Genomic DNA, 12706 nt, shown 5'->3' with positions numbered 1-12706 from the left:
GTAAATAGATGTAAGCCCTGCAATTTCGTTGCGGGGCTTTTTACATTTCTGGGTTAACCCCCCTGGTAAAAAATGGATACGAAGCAGCAGGCTGGTTTAGGTATTTTTTTGGCACTAACCACTGCCGTATTCTGGGGTGCCTTGCCGATTGCAATGAAGCAAGTACTTGAGGTCATGGAACCTTATACCATTGTTTGGTATCGCTTTATGATGGCGACTATCGGCTTGGGGATTATTCTGGCTTCACGTCGTCAGTTGCCTTCTCTTAAACTTTTTCGCCAACGTCGCTGGCTAGTATTACTGATAGTTGCGACTTGTGGCTTGCTGGGGAATTTCATCTTCTTCAGCTCATCATTACAATATCTCAGCCCGACCACATCTCAGGTTATCGGGCAACTCTCGCCGGTAGGGATGATGGTTGCCAGTGTGCTGATTTTAAAAGAGCGGATGCGCATCACCCAGGTTATTGGTGCGGTCATGCTGATTTGTGGGCTACTGTTATTTTTTAATACTAGTTTGCATGAACTCTTTACCCGCATGACTGATTATACCCTTGGCGTGGCATTAGGGGTCTGTGCTGCGGTTGTCTGGGTCAGCTATGGTGTTGCCCAGAAGGTGCTATTGAGGCGTATGGCATCGCAACAAATCCTATTATTGTTGTACACTTTATGTGCAATCACATTATTCCCATTAGCAAAGCCCGCCGTTATCTTTCAGCTAAATGGGTGGCAGTTTGCCTGTTTACTGTTCTGTGGGGTTAATACTCTGGTTGGTTATGGGGCTTTGGCTGAAGCCATGGCGCGCTGGCAGGCCGCGCAGGTAAGCGCACTCGTCACACTGACGCCGCTGTTTACCTTGTTTTTTTCAATTTTATTGGCGCTGGCCTGGCCAGATATGTTCGCCGCACCATCTCTCAACTTTGTGGGATACGTAGGCGCATTCGTGGTAGTGGCAGGTGCAATGTTTTCCGCAATTGGGCACCGTTGGTGGCCACGTCGGACAGAAATAAATCGGGTTGCTGCGCAAAAATAGCAGCTCGGTGAATGATTTACGGAGAAAGTAAATGAAGTTTGTAGATGAAGCTACAATTTTGGTTGTAGCCGGTGACGGTGGTAACGGTTGTGTCAGTTTCCGTCGCGAGAAATATATTCCTAATGGTGGCCCTGACGGTGGTGATGGTGGTGACGGCGGTGATATTTACCTGCTGGCTGATGAAAACCTCAACACACTGATTGACTATCGCTTTGTGAAGTCTTTCCGGGCTGAGCGCGGTGAGAATGGTCAGAGCCGTGACTGTACTGGTAAACGCGGTAAAGATATCACCATTAAAGTCCCTGTTGGTACTCGAGTACTGGATCAAGGTACCGGTGAGATTGTTGGCGATATGACTCGCCACGGTCAGCGCCTGATGGTGGCAAAAGGCGGTTTCCACGGGCTGGGTAATACCCGTTTCAAATCCTCAGTAAACCGCGCACCTCGTCAGAAAACTATGGGGACGGAAGGCGAAACTCGTGAGCTGATGCTGGAGCTGCTGTTATTGGCTGATGTGGGAATGTTGGGTTTACCGAATGCGGGTAAATCAACCTTTATTCGTGCTGTTTCTGCTGCTAAACCAAAAGTTGCTGATTATCCATTTACTACGCTGATCCCAAGTCTAGGTGTGGTTCGTATGGATCACGAGCAGAGCTTTGTGGTAGCTGATATCCCAGGTCTGATTGAAGGCGCTTCTGATGGTGCTGGTTTAGGTATTCGTTTTCTCAAACATTTGGAACGTTGCCGCGTACTGTTGCATTTAGTGGATTTGGCCCCGATCGATGAATCTGATCCGGTAGAAAATGCCAAAATCATTATTAATGAGCTACAACAATACAGCGAAAATCTTGCCCAGAAGCCACGCTGGCTTGTTTTCAACAAGATTGACCTGGTAGGGCCGGAAGAAGCTGAAGCACGTGCTAAGGCCATCGTAGAAGCTCTGGGATGGGAAGATAAGTATTATATGATCTCAGCTGCAAATCGCGATAACGTGAACGCCTTATGCTGGGATGTAATGAACTTCCTGAACTCACAACCTAAAGCGATGGCTATTGCTGAAAGCACGCCAGAAAAAGTTGAATTCATGTGGGACGATTATCATCGTGAACAACTGGCTGAAGTGGAAGCTGAAGCAGAATCAGAAGACGACGATGATTGGGACGAAGAAGATGATGACGGCGTAGAGTTCATCTACGAACGTTAAGTTTCTCAGTAGCTGCACGTCAGTGAAGTAGGATGTGAACAAGGGCTGCCATTCGTGGTGGCTCTTTTGTTTGCAAGAGGAATGCTGTTATGAGTAAATCCGTCTAGCTGTGTGTGATCGCCGGTATCCAGCATTGTGCTTTTAGCCCTGAACGGTCAGAACGATTTTCCAGGGTTAGCCTGCCTTGGTGTAGTTGGGCAATTCGGATCACAATATTCAGCCCTAAGCCGCTGCCGCCATAGCGTTGGTCCATTCGGCGAAATGCCTGCGTCAGTTCACCTGCTTGTTCCTGCTTTATTCCTGGCCCTTCATCCATGACTTGCAACAGCGTGCCCTGCGCTTCAGAGGACAGTTTGACTGAAATTTGACTACCGACCGGGCTGTAGCGATGTGCATTTTCAACCAGATTACGCAGCATTAAACGCAGCAATGTAGCATCGCCCTGAGTTTGAGCATCAGCGGGGAGTTCCCAACGTAGGATTTGCTGACGTTGAGCACACATTTCTCCCAGCTCTTCTTTCAGTGGTTGCACCACGTTCTCTATCCAATCCAATGTCTGATAAAGGCCACTGGCAAAATTCTGACCTGCCCGCGACAGCATCAATAGCTGTTCAATGGTATGCATCAATAAATCAATTCTGCTGATAAGGGACTTACTTTCAGCAATACCTTGTTGTTCCATTAATTCAAGATGCAGCCGGATACCGGCAAGAGGGGTACGTAGCTCGTGTGCCGCATCGGCGGTAAACAGGCGCTCTTGTGCAATGGTATTGGAGAGTCGGGATAGCAATTGATTAAGGGTAGAAGTCACAGAGACAATTTCTTGCATGTCACTATTTACCACGACAGGGGTCAGGTTATCTGCGGAGCGCTCAGCCAATTTCTGCTGTAATTGATCCAGCGGTCGAATTATCCAACTGATGGCCCAAAAAGAAAGCTGCAGAGTAATTGTCATCATAATGAGTGACGGTGCAAGAAGTGAGGCTATGGCCTCGGCTATTTCAGTATCAACCCGTTCATTACGCACTTTGGCGCTCAGTGTTTCATCGACCAAAAAGCTAATTTGTTCTTGGCTTTCATGCCACAACCAAAATGCACTGATCAACTGGGTAATCAGTAATATTAACGCTAACATTAAAATGAGACGGCGCCGCATACTGATCATTATAGTGCTTCCAGCCGATAGCCAATACCCCGAACTGTTCGGATCCGATCCTTACCCAATTTACGCCGCAGATTATGGATATGTACTTCCAGCGTATTGGAGCCAAGATCGTCACTCCAAGTATACAGATCTTGTTGCAACAACTCACGATTGACGGTTTGACCCGCTCGCATGATTAAACGTGACAAAATCGCAAATTCTTTCGGTGTGACTTCCAGCGGCTGACCCTGCAAACACACTTGCTGTGTTGATAGGTTGAGGCTTAGGTCATCTTGCTGTATCAGATTATCACTTTGCCCTTGATAGCGGCGGATAAGCGCTCGTACACGAGCCAATAATTCTGCCAGAGCAAAGGGTTTTATCAGATAATCGTCAGCACCGGCATCCAGTCCATCAACTCTATCCTCAAGGGCATCACGAGCAGTGAGGATGAGCACGGGTAGCGTGATGTGCTGGCGTCGCCATTGACGCAGCAATACTGCGCCATCCTGATCCGGTAAACCGAGATCGAGAATAACCATGCTGTACTGACTGGAGAGTAACAAACTATGCGCTTGTGCCGCGGTGCCAGCACAGTCGCAGGCATAGCCCCCGCTGGTCAGCGCCATAGCTATTCCTCGTTGCAGTAGTTCATCATCTTCGACAATCAGTAGTTTCATCGTTTTTAGTTGTTCTGATAAATATCTTTATACAGCCGGCTTTCGAAACGTACCAAGGGTGCGCGGCGATTTTTTTGATCTTCTGGTGGCACCGCATAGCCTGACAAGAATTGCACGAAAGCCATGCGTTGCCCACTGGCGGTAGTAATAAATCCAGCCAAATTGTAGACGCCTTGTAATGCGCCGGTTTTAGCTGAAACTTTGCCGTCAACACCCGCTTCGTGCAGTCCACCACGGTAGCGTAGTGTGCCGTCGTAGCCTGATAATGGCAGCATTGAAATGAAGTTAAGTTCTTGATCATGCTGTGCTATATACTGTAAGGCCTGCATCATGGTTGCCGGTGAAATAAGGTTATGACGTGATAAGCCCGACCCATCCACGACAATACTGTTCCCCAGATCCACACCTGCTTTTTGTCGCAATACCTGGCGCACAGCATCAGCACCGGCGCGCCATGTCCCCGGTACGCCAAAACGCTGATGACCAATAGTTCTAAATACGGTATCAGCAATCATGTTGTCAGACTTTTTCAACATGATTTTCAGCAAGTCATGTAGCGGCGCTGATTGAGCTTGAGCTAACACGGTTCCAGCGGCATTGGGTGTCGTCTGGCGGCGTAAACTGCCATCAATTTGGATATCAGCTTTTTTTAATTCATCTTTCAAAATAGCACCGGCATAGCTGGCCCCATTTTGTACTGCAAAGGCTAAGGGTAGCGGTTCACTGCGCTGCGTTAGGCAGCCGGTAAGAGTGAATCGGTTTAATTCGCCAGGCACTACATCTAATTCGCAATATTGCGCATCAGGCGAACCTTTTGCTAAGGTGCGAACTTCACTAAACATTTGCACCGGGTAATAAGATGCGACTCGGATAAATGCCATGTCACCTGGATTCGGTGCGCTATAAAGAGAGACAGAAAAACAGTTACGATCGACAATCGCGGCCGCAGGCGGCGCACTAAAGCACTGTGTCATGTCGTTCCATGGCCAGCCTGGAGCTTTGTCATGGCTGGCAAACACCGACGTATCAATAATCAAATCACCGGCGATTTGTTTTACGCCTGACTTTCTCAATGTCGCGACCATATTACGCAATTGCTGGCGTGTTAAAGTGGGGTCGCCATCAAAACGTGCTATCAAATTGCCACGTAAAATCCCATCACTAATCGTGCCGTGGCTTTCCAATGTGGTATTGAAGCGAAAATCTGGCCCAAGTTGCAATAATGCCGCCAGCGCAGTCAGGACTTTTTGCGTACTGGCAGGCAATGCCATCTGCTGAGCGTGATAGTCTATTGCTGGCGTTGTAGCCCCGATTTTTTGTACGACTAACGCAAGATTTGCCCCATCAGGCAGATATTGTGTGTAATTCTCGACCTGAGCCGCATTGGCGTTAGATATGCTGATATTGATCGCAATAGCACAGGCCAATCCACTGACAATTCGTGAAAAATGCATAATTTCGGTATAACTGCTGAATAACGTGTTGCCATACTACGGTGCAACGAGGGCGAAAGTAAACGATGACCCTAAAGGAACTCTACGTTAAAATGCATATCAAAATGCAAAATTGATCCTGACTTGGGGTTTTGGCTCCGGGGTGATTTTTTTTGTTTATCGCCTGGAGGCGGGTAGGGTGTCTGGCTAACCGCATTTTCATTCGAAAACGTTAGGATGACGGTTTTTTGAACAGGACAGATTTAGAGGTATTTAAAAGATGAAACAGATTCCGATGACGGTAAATGGCGCAGAGAAACTGCGCGAAGAACTGGATTATTTAAAAGGCGTTCGCCGCCCTAAAATTATTGCTGATATCGCTACTGCTCGTGAACATGGCGATTTAAAAGAAAATGCAGAATATCATGCAGCCCGCGAGCAGCAAGGGTTCTGTGAAGGTCGTATTCAAGAAATAGAAGCGAAGCTTTCTAATGCGCAGGTGATTGATATCACCAAAATGCCGAATAATGGTCGCGTTATTTTTGGTGCCACTGTGCGTGTATTAAATGTGGTTTCTGAAGAAGAGCAGCAATACCGTATTGTGGGTGATGACGAAGCTGATTTTAAACAAAATCTTATTTCAGTTAACTCACCTATTGCTCGTGGCCTGATTGGTAAAGAAGTCGATGACGTGGTTGTTATTCGCACTCCAGGTGGCGAAGTAGAATATGAAATTCTTACCGTAGATTATGTGTAATACTTGTTCATCTGAATAGTAAGTACGCATTGTTTATAAAAAATGAAGTTGTAAAGAAAAGTAAAAGGCCGCTTGCGGCCTTTTATCAGAACAAAGTGCATGGCACCTTTTCTCTAAAACAAGCGTCATTAACGCGGTAAAATAATTTTACGCTCTTTTGCCGGACGATAGAGCACTAAAATATTACCGATGATTTGGACGTTAACGGCACCGGTCTCACGCACGATGGCATCAGCAATTAGAGCTTTGGTTTCACGCTCTTCTGCAGTGATCTTCACCTTGATAAGTTCATGATGTTCCAACGTTTGTTCGATTTCAGCCAGCACCCCTTCGGTTAACCCGTTGTTGCCTAGCATCACTACTGGTTTTAACGGATGGGCCAAGCTTTTCAGGTGCTGTTTTTGTTTGTTATTCAGATTCATCGTCTTTTTTGCTTAAGTTGGGATTGAAAACGGTTCATTCTACCGCCATCTCATGTGTATCACCAAATCGGTCTACGCCGAGAGGGAGTTTACGCGAGCTAAGCAACAGATGCGCGGGCTCTTAATTAAGATAGTTGGAAAAAGAGATGTCTAATAAAAAGCGTTCGGCTAGCTCCAGTCGCTGGTTACAAGAACACTTTAGCGATAAATATGTCATTCAGGCACAGAAAAAGGGGCTACGCTCCCGCGCCTGGTTTAAACTTGATGAAATACAACAGAGCGATAAGCTTTTTAAGCCGGGTATGACTGTGGTCGATTTAGGCGCAGCACCTGGTGGTTGGTCCCAATATGTTGTAACCCAGATCGGTGGTAAAGGGCGGGTCATCGCATGTGATCTTCTACCAATGGATCCTATCGTTGGTGTCGATTTCCTTCAGGGCGATTTTCGTGATGAACTGGTTCTGAAAGCTTTACTTGAACGTGTTGGGGATAAAAAGGTTCAGGTGGTCATGTGTGATATGGCCCCGAATATGAGTGGTACTCCGGCAGTCGATATTCCTAAATCAATGTATCTGGTTGAATTAGCTTTAGATATGTGTCGTGATGTACTAGCACCAGGCGGAAATTTCCTAGTGAAGGTGTTCCAGGGAGATGGCTTTGACGAATACCTACGGGAAATTCGCTCCCTGTTTACGAAAGTTAAGATTCGTAAGCCAGACGCTTCTCGCGCGCGATCGCGTGAAGTGTACATTGTAGCGACAGGGCGGAAACTGTAGTACCCTAACGCTGTTTGTTAACACAGTTGTAATATGAGGTTAATCCCTTGAGTGACATGGCGAAAAACCTAATTCTCTGGTTAGTTATTGCAGTCGTATTGATGTCTGTATTCCAGAGCTTTGGACCCAGCGAATCGAATGGCCGTAGAGTGGATTACTCTACTTTCATGTCCGACGTAACCCAAGATCAGGTTCGTGAAGCACGTATCAATGGACGTGAAATTAACGTTAGTAAGAAAGATAACAGCAAATATACGACTTTCATTCCGGTCAACGATCCAAAGCTGTTAGATACCTTATTGACTAAAAATGTGAAAGTTGTTGGCGAGCCACCGGAAGAGCCGAGCTTGCTGGCCTCTATCTTTATCTCTTGGTTCCCAATGCTGTTGCTGATTGGGGTCTGGATCTTCTTTATGCGTCAAATGCAGGGCGGCGGTGGCAAAGGTGCAATGTCCTTTGGCAAGAGCAAAGCCCGAATGCTGACAGAAGATCAGATAAAAACTTCTTTTGCTGATGTGGCGGGTTGCGACGAAGCAAAAGAGGAAGTCAGTGAATTAGTTGAATACTTACGTGAGCCAAGCCGTTTCCAGAAACTGGGCGGTAAAATTCCGAAAGGCGTATTGATGGTGGGCCCTCCGGGGACAGGTAAAACCTTGCTGGCGAAAGCTATTGCAGGGGAAGCTAAAGTGCCATTCTTCACTATTTCGGGTTCTGACTTCGTAGAAATGTTCGTTGGTGTGGGTGCATCCCGTGTCCGTGACATGTTTGAACAGGCTAAAAAAGCTGCGCCTTGTATCATCTTTATCGATGAAATTGATGCGGTAGGCCGTCAGCGTGGTGCAGGTCTGGGTGGCGGTCATGACGAACGTGAACAGACACTGAACCAAATGCTGGTTGAGATGGATGGCTTTGAAGGTAATGAAGGCATCATCGTTATCGCGGCAACTAACCGTCCAGACGTTCTTGACCCGGCGTTACTGCGTCCGGGCCGTTTCGACCGTCAGGTTGTGGTTGGTTTACCGGATGTACGTGGGCGTGAACAGATTCTGAAAGTTCACATGCGCCGCGTACCACTAGATATCGATATTGATGCTTCTGTTATCGCTCGTGGTACACCAGGCTTCTCTGGTGCTGACCTGGCCAATCTGGTCAACGAAGCCGCACTGTTTGCCGCACGCGGTAACAAGCGCGTCGTTTCCATGGTTGAGTTCGAGAAAGCGAAAGATAAAATTATGATGGGCGCGGAACGTCGCTCCATGGTAATGACCGAAGCGCAGAAAGAATCAACGGCATATCATGAAGCAGGGCATGCGATCATTGGTCGCTTGGTGCCTGAACATGACCCAGTACACAAAGTGACCATTATTCCTCGTGGTCGTGCATTGGGTGTGACATTCTTCCTGCCTGAAGGTGATGCAATCAGTGCAAGCCGTCAGAAATTGGAAAGTCAGATCTCGACTTTGTATGGTGGTCGTCTTGCTGAAGAGATCATTTATGGCCCGGAAAAAGTGTCTACCGGTGCGTCGAATGACATCAAAGTGGCTACGTCTATTGCGCGTAACATGGTGACTCAGTGGGGCTTCTCCGAGAAGCTGGGGCCGCTGCTGTATGCTGAAGAAGAAGGCGAAGTATTCCTTGGCCGTTCAGTGGCGAAAGCCAAGCATATGTCTGATGAAACAGCGCGTATTATCGATCAGGAAGTTAAATTACTTATTGAGCGTAACTATCAGCGTGCACGTAAGTTGCTGTTAGAAAACATGGATGTTCTTCATTCCATGAAAGATGCGCTGATGAAGTATGAAACTATTGATGCACCGCAGATTGATGACTTGATGAATCGCAAAGAAGTTCGCCCGCCAGCGGGTTGGGATGATGCGAACAAGACTAAATCGCCGGACAACGATAGTACGCCAAAGGCACCTACGCCGGTTGATGAGCCACATACACCAACGCCAGGCAATACAATGTCAGAACAGTTGGGCGATAAGTAAGTCTACTGTTGGCATCTATACTCTAAATAATTCGAGTTGCAGGAAAGCGGCAAGTGAATGACAAATTGGTTGCAAACCATTTTGAACGGCGCTTGCGCTGGCCCGCAGGGTGAGTCTCTGATGAGGCTCATCATCCCGATAAGTTGACGCCAGTCAATGATTCGGGTGAGAGAGCAGCTAACGCACATGCAGCTTGAAGTAGACCGAGTATAAAGCGTTGTGATTAATATAAACCTCGGGCTTGCCCGGGGTTTTTCTTTTTTATTGTCATATATACCCTAACTAATTCGAGTTACAGGAAGGTGGCAAGTGAATGGCAAATTGGTTGCAAACCATTTTGAACGGCGCTTGCGCTGGCCCGCAGGGTGGCCTCTGATGAGGCTCATAATTCCGATGAGCTTATATGAGTAAGTAATTCGGGTGATTGAACGTAGCCAATGCACATGTAACTTTAAGTATGACGGGTATATAGAATCGAAGTGAATTGCCACTTTAAGGCGCGAACGCATGCATTTAACGGTCAGAGATCTGGTTTTGGATCTCACTCGCCCACAAGTAATGGGTATCTTGAATGTCACACCGGATTCATTTTCAGACGGTGGGCACCACAATGATCTTGATAAAGCATTACAACACGCCGAACGGATGTTATCAGCCGGTGCTACGCTGATTGATATTGGTGGAGAATCTACCCGCCCAGGCGCTACTGAAGTCAGTGAACAAGAAGAACTTGATCGGGTTGTGCCTGTGGTAGAGGCGCTGGCGAAACGTTTTGATGTTTGGTTATCTGTCGATACATCTAAAGCGGCGGTAATCACCGAGTCGGCTCATGCGGGCGCTCATCTCATCAATGATATTCGTTCATTACAAGAGCCAGGTGCACTCGAAGCTGCGGCTAAAACTGGGTTACCGGTGTGTCTTATGCATATGCAAGGGCAGCCACAGAGTATGCAACAGTCCCCTCATTACGAAGATCTGATGGCCGATGTAAATCAGTTTTTTAAGCACAACATTGACCGCTGTATTGCGGCTGGTATCGCAAAAAGTAAATTGTTACTCGACCCAGGCTTCGGTTTCGGTAAAAATCTGGCGCATAATTATCAGCTACTGGCACGCTTGGCCGAACTTCACCATTTTGAGTTGCCACTTTTGGTCGGGATGTCACGAAAATCAATGGTCGGTCAGCTGCTGAATGTTCCACCACAACAGCGGGTTATCGGTAGTGTGGCTTGTGCTGTTATTGCCGCCATGCAGGGTGCACAGATTGTCAGGGTGCATGATGTCAAAGAAACTGTCGAGGCGATGCGAGTCGTCGAGGCAACACTTTCAGCGAAGGAATAAATAAAAATTATGAGCGACCGTAAATACTTTGGTACAGATGGCATTCGCGGCAAAGTGGGTGACAGTCCGATTACGCCAGATTTTGTATTAAAGCTCGGCTGGGCCGCCGGAAAGGTTCTGGCTCGACATGGTTCTCGTAAAATTATTATTGGTAAAGATACGCGTATTTCTGGGTACATGCTGGAGTCTGCACTTGAAGCTGGCTTAGCTGCTGCCGGGCTATCTGCCTCATTTACCGGCCCTATGCCGACCCCTGCGGTCGCTTACCTGACGCGAACTTTCCGTGCAGAAGCCGGTATCGTTATTTCTGCCTCTCATAATCCTTTCTATGACAATGGCATCAAGTTCTTCTCAATTGATGGCACTAAACTGCCTGATGATGTCGAGGAAGCCATTGAAGCCGAAATGGAAAAACCACTTACTTGCGTCGAGTCTGCTGAATTAGGTAAAGCTAACCGCATTGTGGATGCTGCGGGCCGCTACATTGAATTTTGCAAAGGAACATTCCCGAGCGAGCTCAGTTTGAATGAACTGAAAATTGTGGTCGATTGCGCCAATGGGGCAACTTATCACATTGCGCCAAGTGTATTACGTGAGTTAGGGGCAACCGTGATAACCATTGGTTGTGAGCCAGATGGTATGAACATTAACGAAAAATGCGGTGCTACAGATGTCCGTTTGCTGCAAGAGCGTGTTCTTGCAGAGAAGGCGCATGTTGGCCTGGCATTTGATGGTGATGGTGACCGGCTGATGATGGTCGATCATTTGGGTAATAAGGTTGATGGTGACCAAATCCTCTACATTATTGCCCGTGAAGGCTTGCGTCAGGGCCAGCTGAAAGGCGGTGCTGTCGGCACTTTGATGAGCAATATGGGGCTGCAATTAGCCTTGAAAGAGCTGGGTATCCCATTTGTTCGCGCCAAAGTAGGTGACCGCTACGTGTTGGAAGCTATGCAGGAAAAAGGCTGGCGTATTGGGGCTGAGAACTCCGGTCATGTGATTCTGTTGGATAAAACCACCACCGGTGATGGTATCGTCGCTGGCCTGCAAGTGCTGACAGCAATGGTACGAAACCATATGACCTTACATGATTTGTGTAGCGGTATGAAATTGTTACCACAAATCCTGGTGAATGTGCGTTTCTCCGGCGATCATAATCCACTGAAATCAGAGACAGTCGAAGAAGTGACCCGTCAGGTTGAAAAAGAACTGGGTGATCGTGGTCGTGTCCTGTTACGTAAATCAGGTACTGAGCCATTAATCCGAGTGATGGTTGAGGGCGATGACGCAGAATCAGTGATTGCAGAAATGGCTAATCGGATTGCTGATGCAGTGAAAGCAGCAGGTTAATGACTTTTTTGCTGAGGGAGAGGTCGCTCTCCCCTGTAAATTGCACTGAAGTTGAATAACTTGGCGTTTTTTTCTGCAAATGAACCCATGTAATGAAATTGCCCTTGCGTGTATTAGACGCTTTGGTTAGTATTCACACCCGCTTAAGTGGGTGAATAAGTCCCCGCTTGATGGGTGAGAAGCATTTGGCATGCGGTGAACCCGCAAGGATACAGGTACAACTATGTACGAAGCTCTTCTGGTTATTTTCTTGCTGATTTCGATTGGGCTAGTTGCTCTGATCATGTTACAGCAAGGCAAAGGCGCGGATATGGGAGCCTCATTCGGAGCAGGTGCTTCTGCAACTCTGTTCGGTTCGAATGGTTCCGGTAACTTTATGACCCGTATGACGGCTGTATTGGCGGCGCTGTTTTTCGTCATTAGCTTGATTTTGGGTAATATGAGCACCAACCAGGGCAATAAAGGCAGCGAGTGGGAAAATCTGGGTCAGCCAGCGAAATCTGAGCAGACTGCAGCACCAGTAGCGCCGGCTAAGCCGAGTAGTGATATCCCGCAGTAATGTTTCAAAAGTAGTCA

General features: G+C 47.4%; 12 protein-coding genes. 8 read left to right on the top strand and 4 right to left on the bottom strand.

What is annotated here, in order from left to right; translation table 11 throughout:
• Window positions 1-72 precede the first annotated feature (72 nt).
• Entirely contained in the window at window positions 73-1032 is a 960-nt protein-coding gene (locus tag ACF3VQ_RS18650; protein ID WP_392432498.1) for a DMT family transporter, read from the top strand.
• A 31-nt stretch (window positions 1033-1063) separates the two neighbouring features.
• Window positions 1064-2236: an Obg family GTPase CgtA gene (cgtA, locus tag ACF3VQ_RS18645; RefSeq protein ID WP_392432497.1), complete on the top strand. Its 1173-nt coding sequence runs from the start codon at window positions 1064-1066 to the stop codon at window positions 2234-2236.
• A 103-nt stretch (window positions 2237-2339) separates the two neighbouring features.
• On the opposite strand, the gene pmrB is transcribed toward cgtA, so the two are convergent.
• From pmrB to dacB, 3 genes are read right to left on the bottom strand one after another with little or no spacing between them, the layout of a single operon-like run.
• The gene (gene pmrB / locus ACF3VQ_RS18640) at window positions 2340-3401 is read right to left on the bottom strand and encodes a two-component system sensor histidine kinase PmrB (RefSeq protein WP_392432496.1); all 1062 of its coding nucleotides are present in this window, start codon (window positions 3399-3401) and stop codon (window positions 2340-2342) included.
• The gene (pmrA, locus tag ACF3VQ_RS18635; RefSeq protein WP_392432495.1) at window positions 3401-4060 is read right to left on the bottom strand and encodes a two-component system response regulator PmrA; all 660 of its coding nucleotides are present in this window, start codon (window positions 4058-4060) and stop codon (window positions 3401-3403) included. Before pmrA ends, pmrB begins: the two co-directional genes overlap by 1 nt.
• A gap of 5 nt (window positions 4061-4065) precedes the next feature.
• The gene (dacB, locus tag ACF3VQ_RS18630; RefSeq protein WP_005175403.1) at window positions 4066-5514 is read right to left on the bottom strand and encodes a serine-type D-Ala-D-Ala carboxypeptidase; all 1449 of its coding nucleotides are present in this window, start codon (window positions 5512-5514) and stop codon (window positions 4066-4068) included.
• 259 nt (window positions 5515-5773) lie between these two features.
• Here dacB and greA point away from each other — a divergent pair, with 259 nt between their 5' ends.
• Window positions 5774-6250, top strand: a complete 477-nt coding sequence (greA, locus tag ACF3VQ_RS18625; protein ID WP_005156286.1) for a transcription elongation factor GreA — start codon at window positions 5774-5776, stop codon at window positions 6248-6250.
• A 128-nt stretch (window positions 6251-6378) separates the two neighbouring features.
• Here greA and yhbY read toward each other — a convergent pair whose 3' ends face one another.
• A complete protein-coding gene (gene yhbY, locus ACF3VQ_RS18620; protein ID WP_004389225.1) occupies window positions 6379-6672 on the bottom strand; it encodes a ribosome assembly RNA-binding protein YhbY in 294 nt (97 codons plus the stop codon).
• Between the two features lie 146 nt (window positions 6673-6818).
• On the opposite strand from yhbY, the gene rlmE reads away from it, so the two are divergent.
• From rlmE to secG, 5 genes are all read left to right on the top strand, one after another.
• Window positions 6819-7448: a 23S rRNA (uridine(2552)-2'-O)-methyltransferase RlmE gene (gene rlmE / locus ACF3VQ_RS18615; RefSeq protein ID WP_013649143.1), complete on the top strand. Its 630-nt coding sequence runs from the start codon at window positions 6819-6821 to the stop codon at window positions 7446-7448.
• Between the two features lie 56 nt (window positions 7449-7504).
• Window positions 7505-9439 carry an ATP-dependent zinc metalloprotease FtsH gene (ftsH, locus tag ACF3VQ_RS18610; RefSeq protein ID WP_392432494.1) on the top strand — a complete coding sequence of 645 codons (1935 nt, stop codon included), beginning with the start codon at window positions 7505-7507 and terminating at the stop codon, window positions 9437-9439.
• A gap of 507 nt (window positions 9440-9946) precedes the next feature.
• Window positions 9947-10780: a dihydropteroate synthase gene (gene folP / locus ACF3VQ_RS18605; protein WP_392432493.1), complete on the top strand. Its 834-nt coding sequence runs from the start codon at window positions 9947-9949 to the stop codon at window positions 10778-10780.
• A gap of 9 nt (window positions 10781-10789) precedes the next feature.
• On the top strand, window positions 10790-12130 hold the full coding sequence (glmM, locus tag ACF3VQ_RS18600; RefSeq protein WP_392432492.1) for a phosphoglucosamine mutase: 1341 nt from the start codon (window positions 10790-10792) through the stop codon (window positions 12128-12130).
• Between the two features lie 223 nt (window positions 12131-12353).
• Entirely contained in the window at window positions 12354-12689 is a 336-nt protein-coding gene (secG, locus tag ACF3VQ_RS18595) for a preprotein translocase subunit SecG (RefSeq protein ID WP_392432491.1), read from the top strand.
• Window positions 12690-12706 lie beyond the last annotated feature (17 nt).

The sequence above is a fragment of the Yersinia fenwicki genome, from assembly GCF_043099325.1.
GTDB lineage: Bacteria > Pseudomonadota > Gammaproteobacteria > Enterobacterales > Enterobacteriaceae > Yersinia.
The sequence above is the reverse complement of the archived record's forward strand: the minus strand, read 5'-3'. Positions and strand labels throughout refer to the sequence as shown.